A 15,445-nucleotide genomic window follows, 5' to 3' on the forward strand; every position below is an offset into this window, starting at 1 on the left:
CGGCCAAACGGGAGCGGATATCATGCCCGTCGAGATGCTGACGTATGCCGATCTGGGCGAACGGCTCAAGATTTCCCCAGAGGCCGCCCGCGCTCTGGTGAAACGACACCGATGGCCGCGCTCCCGCTCCAACGACGGCAAGACGCTTGTCCAGGTCGATCTCACCGAATTCAGTCATTCGCCAATACCCCGTCAGCCGCAAACGCAGGCCGGTCACCAGGTGGTCACCGCCCTAAAGCAACGAATTGAGGCCTTGCAGACTGAGCTGGCAGAGATGAAGGTGATTGCCAGCGGCCACCGGGCCGACTTTGAGAGAGAGTGCGAACGCACGAACAAGCTGTTGGCCGAACTGCTCAAAGTGAGCACGGAAAGCGTGGGCGCCCGGGAAAGGGCAGCTCTGCTCGAAGGCAAGCTATCGATGCTAACGCAACCCTGGCGACGCCGGCTGGTCGATGCCTTCACCCTTGCTTTGCCACAAGTCGCCTCCAACCCTCGCGAGAGCGCCGGCCCCGTAGCCCAGTCACAGAATTGAACCGGCCTGCCAACGTGTCGGTGCTTTGCCGCGATTGGCACAAACTTCAGATCACACCGGACTCTCCGGAGCGTTGCCGATCTAGGTTCAACCTCGGCGCCGATTGACGCACAGGAGCGTCAGTGGAGCGCATCAAGCAGCGCCTTGGCCTCCCGCAGGTCAGGGGTATCGAACCCTTCCGTGAACCAGCCATAGGTCGGCGCGAGGAGATCACTGGCCTGCTGCTGCTTGCCCTGATCACGCCAGAGCCGGGCCAAGCTCGTGGTGCCGCGCAACTCCAGCGTCTTCGCGCTCTGGCGACCGGCCACGTCAAGCGCTCGCCGAAAGTACGCTTCCGCTTCGGTCCTGTCGCCGCCTGGCCTCGCCGCCGTCAGCTCCCCAATCAAGCGATAAATTTCCGCCTCCCATCGCCGCTCGCCTGTCTCCTCGACAGCGGCCGCAGCTTCGGCTAGCGCATTCAATCCTTGCTCGATTTCTCCGGCGCGCGCCGAAGCTTCAGCCAGCAGCGCGAGATAAAAGGGCCGACGGATGCGCACGCCCGTGGGCTCGACGGCGACGAGACCGCCGCGAACCTCCGCGATCCCTTCCACAGCCTGTCCGCGTTCCGCGATCGCCCAGCCCCGCAAGATGCTTCCCGCCGCCGCCAGGTGCGGTGCGATGCCATGCTCGGCGCATACCGCGATCGCGGCTTCCGCTTGCTCCCGGGTCGGCTCCGCTTCCCGCCGATGCTGGTAGATCATCGCCGCGTACACAAGCGCGAGAACAAGGCTAAAAGGATGCGACAGCTCCCGAGCCATGCTCACAGCTTCGCGCGCAGCGGCAAGCGCCTGCTCGGGGAAGCCAAGCGGCCACAGCGCGGCTGCCGCGGTGTATCGGTTGCAGACAGCCGCGTCGTGGCTGCCATAGAGGAATTTATGGGCACGGTACGCGTCCGGCCGATAGAGCGCCAATCCCGCCTCGAGATGCGCCCTGCACGCGGTCAGATCCGGGAGATTGAGAAGAGTTGTCCATGCGGCATGATGCGCCTGCAGGAGGAGCGCCGGATCGGCGCTGCGCCGAGCGAGTGCGAACAGCTCGTCCAGCAGATCGCGAGCGGTCTTGAACTCGCAGCGTTGCTGGTAAACGAGCCACAACCCCCAGCTCACGGTAAAGAGCTGCGCCACATCGCCGGCTTGCCGGCATAGGTCACGCGCACGCAAGTAGGCTTGCTCCACCTCCGGTGCCGACCAGCTCTTGGTGCTGATCAGCACCGGCGCAAGCACGAGCTGCAGGTCGAGTTCGCGGCGGGCGCGTTCCGCTGGCTCGGCGATCCGATCGACGAGCATGAGCCCCTTGCGGAGATGGGCGATCGCCTCCGCGTGCGCCGAGCGCTCGGCCGCACGCTGGCCAGCCTTGCGCCAGTAGGCCACAGCGTGTTCCGTGAGGTCAGCCTCGGTGAAGTGGTGCGCCAGCACCTCTGGCTGGGTAGCCGCAATGTCCGCGAACTTCTCCTCGAGCGCCCGGGCGATGCGCGCGTGCAGCGCTTGCCGCTTGCCGCGCAGCAACGTGCCGTAGGCAGTGTCCCGAACGAGGGAGTGCTTGAAGCTGTGAGCCGATGAGCCACGACGGAAAATCAGTTGTGATGCAGCGAGCTGTTCGAGGGCCGATTGCAAGGGCGCCTCCGGCAGCGGCGACACGGTCCGTATCAGATCGTCGGTGAACTCCCGGCCAATGGCCGCACCGCTCTGGGCGATTTCTTTGGCTTCCGGACTGAGACGGTCGAGACGGGCCAGGAGCGAGGCGTGCAGGGTAGCCGGGACGGCGAGTGCACCCGGCGAGGTTCGCGAAAGCACGGCCCTGCCATCCCCTTCGGCTCCCGCTTCTAGCACAGCCTTGGTCAGTTCCTCCACGAACAGCGGCACGCCGTCCGTGCGGTCGACGATCTCATGAACAATCGCAGGGGGAAGCGCCTTGTCGCCGACCACCCGCTCCACGAGGGCGGCGGTGTCACGCCTGTTCAGGCGGCCGAGCGCCAGCATCGTGACGTGCGGCTGGCCGATCCACGGTGGCGGGAACTCCGGTCGGAAGGTGAGGAGTAGCAGAATCGGCAGGTGCTGCACGCGATCGACCATCACCTGCAGGAGCTCGAGCGAGGTCGGGTCGATCCAGTGCACATCTTCGAAGACCCACAGCACGGGGTTGCGCCGAGACAGGTCCTCCATTTGCCGGACCAGCGCCTGAAGCGTGCGCTCCTTCTTCGCTGGCGGACTGAGCGACACCGGGCAATAGCGGTCGGAGGGCAACGACAGCAGTTCCGCCAACAGCGGCACGTCCTCGGTGGCGGTCGCTGCGCCCGCCAACAGCGCCTCGAGTTTGTCCAACTTGACCATCGGCGGATCGTCCCGGGTAAACCGGGCCGCCCGCTCCAGTTGCTTGATGACGGGGTACAGCGCGCTGCCCTGGTAGTGCGGCGAGCAGAAGCAGCGCAAGCGCGAGTACGGTTCGGCTTGAAGCTTCTCCTGGAGGGCCGCCACGAGTCGCGATTTCCCGACCCCGGGCTCCGCTGAGAGCAGCACCACCTGCCCCTCCCCAGAGGTCGCGCGCTGCCACCGGCGCAGCAGCAGTTCGAGCTCTTCCTCGCGGCCGACCAGTGGCGTCAGGCCGGCCGAATGGAAGGCTTCAAACCGGCTCTCGACGGCGCTCGACCGGAGCACCTGATAGGCTTGGACCGGCTGCGGAAAGCCCTTCATCGCGACCGTTCCGAGATCGCGGTACTCGAAAAGATCGCCCAGCAGGTGACGCGTCATGGGGCCGACGACAATGGTGTTCGGCTCGCCAAGAGCTTGCAGGCGCGCCGCGAGGTTGGGCGTCTCGCCTACCACGGCGCGTTCCTGTGCTGCGCCCGAGCCAATGAGGTCGCCGACCACGACAAGCCCTGTGCCGATGCCGATCCGGACCCGAAGACTCTCGGACGTTTCCAGTTGGTCGACGGCGTCGATGAGGGCCAAACCGGCGCGCACCGCTCGCTCGGCATCGTCCTCGTGCGCCTGTGGGTAGCCGAAATAAAGCAGTACGCCGTCGCCCATGTACTTGGCGACGAAGCCGTCGAAGCGGGCGACCGTCTCAGCGACGCAGCGGTGATAGGCGCCGATCACTTCGCGTAGGTCCTCGGCGTCAAGACCAGCCGATAGCGCGGTAGAATCCACAAGGTCGCAGAACATCACCGTGAGCTGCCGCCGTTCGGCCGAAGAGACGGCACTCAGGCTTGGTGCCGGCGCGGCGCTCGGGCCTGCCAACTCGGAGGGCTGTGGCAGGCATGCGGCCGCTTTCAATAGCTTCTTGCGCTGGCCAAGCGAGAGACCGAGCTTCTCCAGGTCCGCCTCGCTCAGCTCAGGCAGGATCTTGAGATCGACATCGTTCGCTCGCAACGCGGGTGCGAGCTGCACCAGGCCAAGCGGCGCCAGCCAGCGCTCCAGCTCGTCCACGGCTTCCTCCTCGCTTGTGCGAATTCTACCAGATCGAGCGCGCGCTCCAAAGGGATCTCTGCCGCCTGCAGGAGTTCCGAAAGCGGCAGGTTCGGCTCCGATCCGATAGTCGGGTCGTGGCCATTCGCGTCATTTCGCTGCCGTGGTAACGCGTCGATGTTTATCGATCGTGCTTATCGTTTGCTCTGACGCGCGAGCACGCGGTCCACCATCGCTCCCGCGGTGCCGAGATAATTGGACGGCTCGCACAAGGCAGCGAGTTGGTCGCGCGGCAGGGCCGACGCGATGGTCGGGCGTCGCAGCAGGGCATCGAGCAGCGCGTCGCCACGCTCGAACGCATCGCGGCAGGCGGCATAGACCTCGTCATGGGCCAACTGACGACCGAGCGCGGGCGCGAGCCCCATCATGACCGCCTCCGCCACGATCAGCCCGCGCGTGGCATGGAGGTTTCGCTTCATCGCTTCGGGATCGACGATCAGGCCGGACAGCATGAATTGCGCCTGCGCCAGCGACCCGGCCGTCAGCAAACAGACCTGGGGCAATGCCAGCCATTCGCAGTGCCAGGGCCCGGTGGCGCGCTCGAGATCCTGAACCATGGCATCTAACATCAGCGAAGCGGCGTCGCGCGATGCCTTCGCGTTCGCCAGCAGAATTTCCGAGGAGATCGGGTTGCGCTTCTGCGGCATGGTCGAGGATGCGCCGCGATGCGAGGAGAACGGCTCGAACACCTCGCCGATCTCGGTCGCCATCAGAATCATGACGTCGTAGCCGATCTTGCCGAGAGCGCCGCAGATCACGGCGAGCGTCTGTGCCAGTTCAACCAGTCCGTCGCGGGCGACGTGCCAGGTGATGTCGGGTTCGACCAGACCGAGCACGCGGGCATAGGCGGCACGTACATCCAGTCCGCGATCGCCGAGTGAAGCCAGCGTTCCCGCCGCGCCGCCGAGCTGCGCCTGAAGGGCGCGAGGCTTGACCTGTTCGAGCCGATCGGCCGAGCGCTGCAACGCCGACAGCCAGATCGCTGCCTTGTGCCCGAACGTGATCGGCAGCGCCTGCTGCAGATGGGTTCGGCCGGCCATCGGCGTATCGCGGTGGAGGCGGGCGAGATTGGCAAGGGTTGCCATGACCTCGCCGAGGTGCGCTTCGATCAGCGCGACCGCTTCGCGCAGTTGCAGGACGGTCGCGGTATCCATGATGTCCTGGGTGGTCGCGCCCCAGTGCAGATAGCGGCCGGCCTCGCCGAGTCGCTCCGATAGCTGGCGGACCAGGCCGACGATGGGATAGCCGACGTTCTCGGTGTCGCGCTTCAACTGCTCGATATCGAGCACGATCGTCGGCGCCTGCCGCGCGATCGCCTCGGCCGCCTCGCGCGGAATCACGCCGGTCTCGCCTTGCGCGGTGGCAAGCGCCACTTCGGCCTGCACATAGGCCTTGAGCTGCGCCTCGTCGGAAAACACCGTCCGCATGGCCGGCGTCGAGAAAACGTCGCGATAGAGGGCGCTGTCGAACATCGTGCTGGCCACGCGCGTGTTTCCTCTCTGCTAAATGTCCGGCCATCTGATTGATACGTACAAATCCGTCAAGCGCGGCCCGCGAAGACCTCGAACGCATGCTCGCGCGCCTGAGGCAGCAGGAGAATTTCGCGCAATCCAAGCTCCCAGAACGCCAATGGCGAGCAGGGGGGCATCCCTACTCGCCATCACTGCGGTTCCTTGGAGGTCGGGTCGGAACGAAAATTTTGCCGTTACGGGGTGCGGTCGGCGGTCACCAGGCGGGCTTCCCTCACCACGGCCTTGGAGCCGGCGGCGCGGAGGCAGGAAGCTTCGAAATTCGGCCAGGCCTGCTGCGAGCAATCCTTGCCGACGTTGCGGATGTCCAGGCGGTCACCCTTGGCAAGCGCCTGCGGCACGCTGGCTTCGACCTGGGGGGCAAAGCCGGGCAAAACGGTCAGCGCGGCGGCAATGAACGCGGCAACAGCGATGGCGGAAAAAGCCTTGATCATGACGGTCCCCTGTCATGGGCCTTCGCGGCCCGTCGTTTCGTTGGGTGGACTTGTAGGGGGCGCAAGTTTCCGGCCGTCTTCGCGGGTGCGGAAAATGGTTTCGTCCGGACCGAGTTTTGTTTCGTCGGCCGGTGGCGGACGAAACATTGCCGGCCCGCCCGAGACGCAGGGTCCCGTAACTGGTTCATTGGCCGACCCGAAGTAAAAACCCCGGACCCGAAGGGAACCTAACCCGGCTTGCCGGGCCGCCCGGGGCGGGGTAGGAGGGGAATATGTCCCGTATCGCGCTCTATCCCGGTTCATTCGATCCCATCACCAACGGCCATCTGGACGTGCTGCGGCACGCCGTTCCGCTTTGTGACCGGCTGATTGTCGCCATCGGCGTCAATTCCGGCAAAAAGCCGCTGTTTTCGATTGAGGAGCGGCTCGAAATGGTCCGTATGACCTGCGAGCCGATTGCGCAAGAAGCCGGCTGTGCCTTCGATTGCACCACCTACGACAACCTCACCGTAGCTGCGGCGCGGCAGGTCGGCGCGACCATCATGATTCGCGGCCTTCGCGACGGAACCGATATGGACTACGAAATGCAGCTTGCCGGCATGAACGAGGTGATGGCGCCAGAGGTGCACACCGTGTTCGTCCCGGCGTCGCCTGTGGTCCGCCCGATCACCGCCACCCTGGTTCGCCAGATCGCCGGCATGGGCGGCGATTTCTCCGCCTTCGTGCCGCCCCAGATTGCCGCGAGGCTGAAGGCCAAGTTCGCGGGCTAACGCGCTTCTACGCGCTTTCCTGTTTCCACATGACCGGAGCTTTCATGATCCGAATTCTCGCCGTTCTCGCCGCGTTGTTCGTTGTGGCCCCCGCGATCGCGCAGCCTCTGCCCGCCAATCTCGACAAGGCGAATGCGATCGTGATCGACACCACCAAGGGCCGCATCGTGATCAAGCTGCGCAACGACATCGCGCCCCAGCATGCCGAACGCATCAAGCTGCTCGCGCGCGAGGGCTACTACAACAACGTGCCGTTCCATCGCGTGATCGAAGGCTTCATGGCGCAGACCGGCGACGGCAAGAATTTCAACGGCACCGGCGGCTCGAAACATCCGAACCTTCCGGCCGAGTTCTCCAACGTACCGTACAAGCGCGGCATCGTCGGCATGGCACGCACCAGCGATCCCAACTCGGCGAATTCGCAGTTCTTCATCATGTTCGCGGAAGGCGCGTCGCTGAACGGCAAATACACGGTGATCGGCGAAGTGGTGTCGGGCATGGACGTGGTCGACAAGATCAAGCGTGGCGAACCGGTCGTCGATCCCGACAAGATGGTGAAGGTGCAAGTCGCATCCGACGTCAAGTGAGGCCATGACGGCGGGCCGCAGCAAGCCATTCGTCTGGTTTGCCGCTGTTCTCGTGTGTCTCGCATCGGGGGCGCATGCGGAGGCTCAGCCGCAGCAACTCGACACCATCAAGGACATATTCGCCAAACTGTATTCCTGCTGGCAGCCGCCGCCTTACTCGCGCGCCAACCCGATGGACATCACGGTCGTCGTCAGCTTCAACCGCGTGGGCGCCATTCTCGGTCAACCCAGGATCACCTACGAATCGGAACGCGCCAGCGATAACGACAGGGTCGCGTACCGAATTGCCGTGATGGAGACATTGCAACGCTGCACGCCGTTGCCATTTACCGAGGGACTGGGCGGTGCGGTCGCCGGCCGGCCTTTCGCGGTCCAATTTAGAACCCGCAAACGTCCACCCAAACCGGAAGAGAAAAACGCATGGCTGATACCGAAAATACTTTGATCCTTGAAACCACCCAGGGCCCCGTCACCATCGAAATGCGTCCCGACCTTGCACCTGGCCACGTCGCTCAGATCAAGAAGCTGGTGCGTGAGGGATTTTACGACGGCATCGTGTTCCATCGCGTCATCGAGGGCTTCATGGCGCAGACCGGCTGCCCGCACGGCACCGGCACCGGCGGTTCCGGCAACAAGCTGAAGGCCGAGTTCAACAAGGAACCGCATGTGCGCGGCACCGTCTCGATGGCTCGCGCCGCGAGCCCGGATTCCGGCGACAGCCAGTTCTTCATCTGCTTCGACGACGCCTCCTTCCTCAACGGCCAGTACACGGTCTGGGGCAAGGTGACGTCGGGCATGGAGAACGTCGACAAGATCAAGCGCGGCGAGCCGGTGCAGAACCCGGACAAGATCGTCAAAGCGCACATGGCGCTGGACGCGGCTTGAGCTTCACAACTCACTCCAATGTCATGCCCCGCGAAGGCGGGGCATCCAGTACTCGCCAGTCTTCGTTATAAGAGCGGTCTGTGAGTACTGGATCGCCCCGCCCCAGTGCGCAATTGCGCACAAGGCGGGCGATGACGGCTTCAGCCAATGCGCACCGATCTCTTCGACTTCGACCTTCCCGCCACCAGTGTCGCGCTGCGGCCCGCGAGCCCGCGCGATGCTGCGCGGATGCTGGTGGTGCAACCCGATGGCGTGCTGCGCGACCGCACCGTCGCTGAGTTGCCGCAATGGCTGGAGCCTGGCGACCAACTGGTCGTCAACGACACCAAGGTTGTCTCCGCCCAACTCAAGGGCCGGCGCATCGGCCGCGAGACCGAGCCGAAGATCGAGGCGACGTTGATCAAGCGGCTGGACGGCTCGCGCTGGCGCGCGCTGGTTAGGCCTGCGAAGAAGCTCGCGCCCGGCGACATCGTTCGCTTCGGCAACGAGGGCAAGGTCTGCCTGCTCGGCCATCTCGACGCCGAAGTCGAGGCCAAGGGCGAAGAGGGCGAGATCACGCTGTCGTTTTCGTTTCACGGTCCGGCGCTGGATCAGGCCATCGCCGATCTCGGCACGCCGCCGCTGCCGCCCTATATCGCCTCCAAACGCACGCCCGACGATCGCGATGCCGCCGACTATCAGACGATGTTCGCCGCAAATGAAGGGGCGGTTGCGGCGCCGACGGCGGGACTGCATTTCACGCCTGAGCTCGAGACGGCGCTACGCCGCCACGGCGTCGAATTGCATCGGATAACGCTGCATGTCGGGGCAGGGACCTTCCTGCCCGTGAAGGTGGATGAGACCTCCGAGCACAGGATGCATGCCGAATGGGGATCGATCTCGGTTGATACCGCTGCCGCATTGAATGCCGCGCGCGCGCAGGGCGGGCGCATCATAGCTGTCGGCACCACATCGCTACGGCTATTGGAGAGCGCCACGGCCGAAGACGGCACCGTTCAGCCGTTCGACGGCGAGACCTCGATCTTCATCACGCCGGGCTATCGCTTTCGCGCGGTCGATATCCTCATGACCAATTTCCATCTGCCGCGCTCGACGCTGTTCATGCTGGTGTCGGCGTTCTCCGGTCTGGACACGATGAAGCAGGCTTACGCGCATGCGATCGCAGCCGGCTACCGGTTCTATTCCTATGGCGATGCTTGCTTGCTGTTTCGCGCGCCGGATTGAGGCAAAGCCGGACGTCTTCGCTTGAAAAAGAGGCCCGCCAGTTGGGCGGGCAAAGGTCAGGGAGGAAGCGCTCTGACAATAAAGCGCCAACACCTGTCTCTTTGATTCGGTGGATGTCGCCAAGATCGTATAACTACCGTCTCTCGGCGCATCGGTGCGCGGGAACAACAGGGGCCTTGCATGAACTTTTCCGGCATTTTCGCGCGAATGGTCGCGCTGATCGGCGCCGCGGCGCTGCTGTGGCGACGTCTACAGGGATCCGCGCCCAAAGCGGCCTGGGGCAGCGCGCCGGCAATTCCGGCGGCGAAGCCACAAGGCGCGATCCCGACGCTCAAGATGCCGACGGCGCAGGGCTGGAGTGACGGCGAGACGCCGACCGCGGCGCCCGGGCTCAGGGTCAACGCGTTTGCGACCGGCCTGGACCATCCGCGCTGGATCAACGTGCTGCCCAATGGCGACGTGCTCATCGCAGAAGCCACCCAGATCGCGGGACCGCCTAGGAGCGTGTTCCATTATGCGATGCAGGCAACGATGCGGCGCGCTGCGGCGCTCGGCGTCAGCGCCGACCGCATTACGCTATTGCGTGATCGCGACGGTGACGGCGTTGCGGAGGGGCGCGGGATTTTCATGGAGGGATTGAGCCAGCCGTTCGGCATGGCGCTGGTCGGCGACACCTTCTATGTCGGCAACACCGACGGCGTGGTCGCCTTTCCCTATGTGGCTGGCGCGGACCGCATCACCGCAGAGGGACGAAAACTCGTGACATTCAAGCCCGGCGGGCATTGGACGCGGAGCCTGCTGCCGAGCGCGGATGGCAAAAAGCTCTACGCCGGCGTCGGCTCGCTCAGCAACATCGCCGAGATGGGCATGGAAGTGGAGGAGGGCCGCGCCGCGATCTATGAGCTCGATCTTGCAGCCGGTACGAGCCGTATCTTCGCCAGCGGCCTGCGCAACCCCGTGGGCCTCGCCTGGGAGCCCAACACGGGCGTGCTCTGGACCGTCGTCAACGAGCGCGACGGCCTCGGCGACGAGACGCCGCCGGACTATCTGACTTCAGTGCGCGACGGCGGCTTCTACGGCTGGCCCTATTGCTACTGGGGACAGACGGTGGACGACCGCGTGCCGCAGGACCCGGCCATGGTCGCGAAGGCGATTCAACCCGACTATGCGCTCGGCGGGCACACCGCCTCGCTCGGCCTGTGCTGGATGCCATCAGGCACGCTGCCGGGCTTTCCGGACGGCATGGTGATCGGCCAACACGGCTCCTGGAATCGCAGCACACTGAGCGGCTACGCCGTCGTCTTCGTGCCGTTCGAGAACGGCCGCCCCTCCGGTCCGCCGCGCGATATTCTGACGGGCTTTCTCGCCCCTGACGAGAAAGTCTCCTACGGGAGGCCGGTTGGCGTGACGCTCGGTCCCGACCGTTCGCTACTGGTGGCGGATGATGTCGGCAATGTCATCTGGCGCGTGACGGGCGCGTAGTGGGTAGGGTGGGTAAAGGCCATGACGTTCGAGAATTCAACCAGTTCGTCCAAAGAGTTTTGCACAATAAACCGGCGGACGGCGGCGCTCTCCTCGCCATCTTCGCCGATTTTATGAAATAGACGCAGCTCTATGTTTGGATCATAACATTTGGAAGTAGGGAGGCCCATGAAAAATTCGCGCAAACTGATGCTGCTCGGGTCCGGTGAACTCGGTAAGGAATTCGTGATTTCGGCCCAACGCCTTGGCCTCAATGTGATCGCGGTCGATCGCTATGTCGGAGCACCCGCGATGCAAGTGGCCGATCATTTTGAGGTGATCGATATGCTGAGTGCCACTGATCTTGAACGCGTAGTCGCCGAGCACAAACCTGACATTGTCGTTCCCGAAATCGAAGCTATTCGCACCGAGAAGCTCCTTGAGTTCGAGCAGCGAGGAATTCAAGTCACGCCATCGGCCAAGGCTGCACACCTCACTATGAACCGCGACGCCATTCGTGATCTTGCTGCCAATCAACTGAAACTCAGAACCGCGCGCTTTGCGTATGCGGAATCGCGCGAGGAACTGATTCGCATGAGCGAAGACATTGGCTACCCGAATGTGGTGAAGCCGGTGATGTCGTCGTCTGGCAAAGGCCAAACGGTGGTGAAGCGCGCCGAGGACGCCGGCACGGCTTGGGACTACGCTGTGGAAGGTATGCGTGGTGATAAGGCCAAGGTGATTGTAGAGCAGTTTATTAAATTCGATCTCGAGATCACGCTTCTCACTATCAAGCAAAAGCGTGGGCCGACTCTATTTGTGAATCCGATCGGCCATCGCCAAGAGCGCGGCGACTACCAAGAGTCTTGGATGCCGGCGAAGATCGGCAAAGCGCAGCTCGTGGCCGCGCAGAAGATGGCGAAGAAATTGACCGACGCTCTCGGTGGCGCGGGGATTTTCGGTGTGGAGTTTTTTATTTCAGGCCGCGATGTTTATTTTTCGGAACTGTCACCGCGGCCGCATGATACGGGAATGGTCACGCTCTGCTCGCAGGATCTCAGTGAATTCGATTTGCACCTGCGTGCGGTCCTGGGTTTACCGATCCCCGAAATCACGTATCTCGGTGCTTCTGCATCCGCGGTGATTCTTGCCGATCGGGAAAGCGAGTCGTTTGAAATCAGCGGGCTTGAAAGCGCGCTGAAAGTTAAAAACATTGATGTGCGTTTATTCGGCAAACCCGCAACTCGCAAGTATCGCCGTATGGGCGTGGCCCTTGCGCGCGGCAAATCTACAGACGAAGCCCGCCGCAAGGCTAAGCAAGCGGCGAGCAAAGTGAAGATCAGCTACACTTAGTTGGCGCAGATCAACGTCACGACGTGCTTATGACAGCCGACGGCGCTGCTTTCAACGCGCTATGCGTAGCGGGCGGGCGAGCACCGAAGGGCGGTGCTCGCGCACTTGAGCCGTGCCCGCCATCGTGCCGCATTGTCAGTCTGAGTGGTGGGCACGCTTCCGCTTTGCCCACCCTGCGAGCTCACTTCACGCCATCGCGCGCTGCGGCAGCAGTTCCGCGATCTGGATCGCGTTCAGCGCGGCGCCCTTCAAGAGCTGGTCGGCCGACACGAACATCGAGATCGAGTGGCCGGAGGCGTCGCTGAGGTCCTTGCGGATACGGCCGACGAGAACGTCGTCCTGGCCTGAGGCGTCGATCGGCATCGGGAAATAGTTCTTCGCCCGGTCGTCGACGATTCTGACGCCCGGCGCCTTCGACAGGATCGTGCGCACTTCATCCTCGGTGATCGGCTTTTCGCATTCGAAGGTGATGGCTTCGCAATGGGCGCGCAGCACCGGCACGCGGACGCAGGTGACGCCGATGGCGATCTTGTCGTCCTCGAAGATCTTGCGGGTCTCCTTGATCACCTTGGTTTCTTCGTCGTTGTAGCCGGTCTCGGGATCGATTGCCGTGTTGTGGCTGAACAGGTTGAAGGCGTAGGGATGCTGGATCACCTTGGGTTCAAACGGCCGGCCATCGAGATAGGCGCGGGTCGACTCCACCAGCTCCTGCATCACGGCGGCACCACCGCCGCTCGCCGCCTGATAGGTCGACAGGATGACGCGCTTGATGCGGTTGGCCTTGTGGATCGGCCACAGTGGCACCAGTGCCGTGATCGCCGAACAGTTCGGAACGGCGATGATGCCCTTGTGCTCGCGGATGCGGCCCGCGTTGATCTCCGGAATCACCAGCGGCACGTTCGGGTCCATGCGGAAGGCAGAGGAATTGTCGATCACGACCGCGCCGGCCTTGACGGCCGCGGGCGAGAACTTCCGGGAGGTGCCGGCACCGGCCGAGAACAACGCAATGTCGACGCCCTCGAACGACTTTTCCGTGAGTTCCTCGATCACGATCTTCTCGCCGCGGAAATCGATGGTCTTGCCGGCCGAGCGGGCGCTCGCCAGCGCCTTGAGCTTGCGGACGGGAAAGTTGCGCCTGTCCATGGTGGCGATGAATTCGGCGCCGACCGCGCCGGTCACGCCGGCAATGGCTACAACGGGTTCGTGGCTCACGGGTCTATCCTCTGGTTGAGCATCGATGCTGCGGGCAATAAAAAAGCCCCGGTCCTTTTCAGGCGGGGCTTCGGTTCAGATAATGCGATCGTTCGACTACGCGCGCACGGCTCCCGAGCCCCCGGAGGGTGCTTTGGTTTTCGTGGTCGCTTTGGTCGAGATCGTCATGGCGCGGACTTATGCGGCAGACGGGCACTGCCGTCAACGGCTTTTCGCCTCATCCGGGCTGCAACGGGGGCAGACGAGCCAGCATCATCGCCGCCTTGCGGCGCCGGGAGGCTCGAGGATCACCGCTTTCAGGTCGTTGCCACTCATGACGACGATCGCGAAATTCAGCCGGCCGCGTTCGCGGATCAGGCCGCCGCTGATGGCCTTGCCCGACGCCGCGTGCTCGGCCACGCGGACGGCATCTGCCAGGCGCTGCCGGATCGTCTTGAGTGCAACGAGGTTGCTGCGGTCCGCGGCATCGAACTCCTTCAGGGGCAGGGCGGCTTCGCCGCCGACGATCTTGCCAGTCGTGGCGTCGATGGCGTGGTGCCAGATGCGGTCGTTGTGAAGGGTCTTGACGCGGAAGACCGGTGAATCCGGCGCGCCGTCGAAGCTGACATCGGCGGTCGTCGCGCCGGCATGCAGGGCTTCGGCAATCGCCATCGCCTGGCTCAGCGAGACCGCCGACCCGCGGAAAAGCGCCAGCTCGCGGCTGACCGTCTGCTGGTCGGACGCGGCGCCATCGCCGCCCTCGTTGCGGAGGGAGGCTGGCTCGCCGGTCGACGGCGCGGCGGCATAGACCGGGGCAGGCAGGATGAACGCCACCAGGATGGCTGCAAGCAAATGTCTCCAGGATCTCGGCGCATGCATCGTTGCAGTCTCCATCGATGAGCCTGTCTCTGCCGGCGTTGGGCCGGATCGCCTCGAAGAAAGCGCGGCCGACCCTTTGGAGGTATTCGGGCCGGCCGCGGAACGCCGCAAAGGTACCGCCGCTTGCGGCGATCGAAGCGGTGCGAGCCCCCGCTGGGACCAGTGAAAGCGGAAGCCTGCACTCGCTTATAATAAAACCATACCGTATCGTTTTGTTTTGGTCAACGATGCCGCCATGGGGTAACGCACGTGAAATGCCGTTCTCACGGAATTGTCAGCGGGAGGGACGTCGCCGAACGGTTCCCTTAACGGTTCCCTTGGGAACGGACTGAACGCGGCTCGCTGGCCCAAGCGCACCGGCCAGGAACAGCCTGATCGCCAAGCGCATGCGTTTTTCGGCAGACTTCATCTCCAGCGGCGTTCCGAACGTTGCCATGCGGTGGGTGTGACCGACGACCACGTCGAGAAAGACCTCTGCCGCGATGCCGGTATCCTCGACGTCCATGGCGCCCTGTGCGACCAAATGATCAAAGAAGCGCGCGGTCGTGGAAACCGCCTTCAACCAGCCCTCTTCCTTGCCAAGTTTGGCAATGTCGGGAAAGTTGATGGCCTGCGCCGTCATCATGCGGCTGAACGCAACGGCATCGGGCCCGCAGGTGAACGTCAGCATCTCGCGCCCGACTTCTATCAGGCGCTGCTCGACCGAAATGTCCGAGGAACGCGTGAGCTGCCCCTCCGCCGCCTCGGCAAGCGGCGCAAGCCAACGGTCAATTTCGCGCCTCAACACCTCCGCAAACAGTCCGCGCTTGTCGCCGTAGCGCGAATAGACGGTGGGCTTGCTGACCCGGGCTGCTTCCGCGACCGCATCGAGCGAGGTCGCATCATAGCCCCGGTCCAAGAAAAGACGGGTGGCGACTTCGATCAGCCGCTGATCGCGCTCGATGGCGGCGCTCTTCGTCGGCCGGCCGCCGCGCGACTTCGGGACGTCTCGTCTTGCCGGTCTGGCCTTGGTCGCAGTCAATCCCATCCCCATCGATTCCTGCGCGATCGTGATATCAGTCATTGCTCTATAACGCGCAGTAACAGGGGCGTCATCG

14 protein-coding genes are annotated in these 15,445 nt (G+C 63.8%); 8 read left to right on the forward strand and 6 right to left on the reverse strand.

Features of this window, described 5'->3' with window-relative positions; all coding sequences use genetic code 11:
* Positions 1-22: 22 nt before the first annotated feature.
* On the forward strand, positions 23-532 hold the full coding sequence (locus tag V1278_RS21630) for a hypothetical protein (RefSeq protein WP_334362812.1): 510 nt from the start codon (positions 23-25) through the stop codon (positions 530-532).
* Positions 533-651: 119 nt separating this feature from the next.
* On the opposite strand, the gene V1278_RS21635 is transcribed toward V1278_RS21630, so the two are convergent.
* The 3 genes from V1278_RS21635 to V1278_RS21645 form a co-directional block, all read right to left on the reverse strand.
* Positions 652-3,996, reverse strand: coding sequence for an adenylate/guanylate cyclase domain-containing protein (locus V1278_RS21635; protein WP_334382142.1), 3,345 nt, complete (start codon positions 3,994-3,996; stop codon positions 652-654).
* A 173-nt stretch (positions 3,997-4,169) separates the two neighbouring features.
* The gene (gene pcaB / locus V1278_RS21640; protein ID WP_334384227.1) at positions 4,170-5,507 is read right to left on the reverse strand and encodes a 3-carboxy-cis,cis-muconate cycloisomerase; all 1,338 of its coding nucleotides are present in this window, start codon (positions 5,505-5,507) and stop codon (positions 4,170-4,172) included.
* A gap of 233 nt (positions 5,508-5,740) precedes the next feature.
* Complete coding sequence (locus tag V1278_RS21645) at positions 5,741-5,998, reverse strand: hypothetical protein (protein WP_334362810.1); 258 nt, start codon at positions 5,996-5,998, stop codon at positions 5,741-5,743.
* Positions 5,999-6,270: 272 nt separating this feature from the next.
* Here V1278_RS21645 and coaD point away from each other — a divergent pair, with 272 nt between their 5' ends.
* The 7 genes from coaD to purT all read left to right on the forward strand — a co-directional run bounded on the left by coaD (position 6,271) and on the right by purT (position 12,278).
* Positions 6,271-6,768, forward strand: coding sequence for a pantetheine-phosphate adenylyltransferase (gene coaD / locus V1278_RS21650; protein ID WP_334362809.1), 498 nt, complete (start codon positions 6,271-6,273; stop codon positions 6,766-6,768).
* Between the two features lie 44 nt (positions 6,769-6,812).
* Positions 6,813-7,355 (forward strand): peptidylprolyl isomerase, encoded by a 543-nt coding sequence (locus tag V1278_RS21655; protein WP_028345954.1) that lies wholly within the window; start codon positions 6,813-6,815, stop codon positions 7,353-7,355.
* Between the two features lie 4 nt (positions 7,356-7,359).
* Complete coding sequence (locus V1278_RS21660) at positions 7,360-7,800, forward strand: hypothetical protein (protein ID WP_334362808.1); 441 nt, start codon at positions 7,360-7,362, stop codon at positions 7,798-7,800.
* Positions 7,776-8,240 carry a peptidylprolyl isomerase gene (locus tag V1278_RS21665; RefSeq protein WP_334362807.1) on the forward strand — a complete coding sequence of 155 codons (465 nt, stop codon included), beginning with the start codon at positions 7,776-7,778 and terminating at the stop codon, positions 8,238-8,240. The genes V1278_RS21660 and V1278_RS21665 overlap by 25 nt, the downstream gene beginning before the upstream one ends.
* A 147-nt stretch (positions 8,241-8,387) precedes the next feature.
* Positions 8,388-9,464, forward strand: a complete 1,077-nt coding sequence (gene queA, locus V1278_RS21670; RefSeq protein ID WP_334382143.1) for a tRNA preQ1(34) S-adenosylmethionine ribosyltransferase-isomerase QueA — start codon at positions 8,388-8,390, stop codon at positions 9,462-9,464.
* A 180-nt stretch (positions 9,465-9,644) separates the two neighbouring features.
* On the forward strand, positions 9,645-10,946 hold the full coding sequence (locus tag V1278_RS21675) for a PQQ-dependent sugar dehydrogenase (protein ID WP_334362805.1): 1,302 nt from the start codon (positions 9,645-9,647) through the stop codon (positions 10,944-10,946).
* Positions 10,947-11,114: 168 nt separating this feature from the next.
* Complete coding sequence (gene purT, locus V1278_RS21680) at positions 11,115-12,278, forward strand: formate-dependent phosphoribosylglycinamide formyltransferase (protein WP_334362804.1); 1,164 nt, start codon at positions 11,115-11,117, stop codon at positions 12,276-12,278.
* Between the two features lie 186 nt (positions 12,279-12,464).
* Here purT and V1278_RS21685 read toward each other — a convergent pair whose 3' ends face one another.
* The 3 genes from V1278_RS21685 to V1278_RS21695 all read right to left on the reverse strand — a co-directional run bounded on the left by V1278_RS21685 (position 12,465) and on the right by V1278_RS21695 (position 15,375).
* Positions 12,465-13,490, reverse strand: a complete 1,026-nt coding sequence (locus tag V1278_RS21685; RefSeq protein ID WP_334362803.1) for an aspartate-semialdehyde dehydrogenase — start codon at positions 13,488-13,490, stop codon at positions 12,465-12,467.
* 252 nt (positions 13,491-13,742) lie between these two features.
* Positions 13,743-14,321 (reverse strand): PepSY domain-containing protein, encoded by a 579-nt coding sequence (locus V1278_RS21690; RefSeq protein WP_334362802.1) that lies wholly within the window; start codon positions 14,319-14,321, stop codon positions 13,743-13,745.
* 301 nt (positions 14,322-14,622) lie between these two features.
* Positions 14,623-15,375: a TetR/AcrR family transcriptional regulator gene (locus tag V1278_RS21695; RefSeq protein WP_334368908.1), complete on the reverse strand. Its 753-nt coding sequence runs from the start codon at positions 15,373-15,375 to the stop codon at positions 14,623-14,625.
* Positions 15,376-15,445 lie beyond the last annotated feature (70 nt).

It is taken from the genome of Bradyrhizobium sp. AZCC 1577, from assembly GCF_036924575.1.
Classification (GTDB): Bacteria; Pseudomonadota; Alphaproteobacteria; order Rhizobiales; family Xanthobacteraceae; genus Bradyrhizobium.

Excerpts from the sequence above, each read along its gene's own strand:
- coaD (WP_334362809.1), top strand. The coding sequence starts at position 6,271 with ATGTCCCGTATCGCGCTCTATCCCGGTTCATTCGATCCCATCACCAAC.
- V1278_RS21645 (WP_334362810.1), bottom strand. The coding sequence starts at position 5,998 with ATGATCAAGGCTTTTTCCGCCATCGCTGTTGCCGCGTTCATTGCCGCC.
- V1278_RS21675 (WP_334362805.1), top strand. The coding sequence starts at position 9,645 with ATGAACTTTTCCGGCATTTTCGCGCGAATGGTCGCGCTGATCGGCGCC.
- V1278_RS21665 (WP_334362807.1), top strand. The coding sequence starts at position 7,776 with ATGGCTGATACCGAAAATACTTTGATCCTTGAAACCACCCAGGGCCCC.
- V1278_RS21655 (WP_028345954.1), top strand. The coding sequence starts at position 6,813 with ATGATCCGAATTCTCGCCGTTCTCGCCGCGTTGTTCGTTGTGGCCCCC.
- pcaB (WP_334384227.1), bottom strand. The coding sequence starts at position 5,507 with ATGTTCGACAGCGCCCTCTATCGCGACGTTTTCTCGACGCCGGCCATG.
- V1278_RS21630 (WP_334362812.1), top strand. The coding sequence starts at position 23 with ATGCCCGTCGAGATGCTGACGTATGCCGATCTGGGCGAACGGCTCAAG.
- queA (WP_334382143.1), top strand. The coding sequence starts at position 8,388 with ATGCGCACCGATCTCTTCGACTTCGACCTTCCCGCCACCAGTGTCGCG.
- V1278_RS21660 (WP_334362808.1), top strand. The coding sequence starts at position 7,360 with ATGACGGCGGGCCGCAGCAAGCCATTCGTCTGGTTTGCCGCTGTTCTC.
- V1278_RS21695 (WP_334368908.1), bottom strand. The coding sequence starts at position 15,375 with ATGGGATTGACTGCGACCAAGGCCAGACCGGCAAGACGAGACGTCCCG.
- purT (WP_334362804.1), top strand. The coding sequence starts at position 11,115 with ATGAAAAATTCGCGCAAACTGATGCTGCTCGGGTCCGGTGAACTCGGT.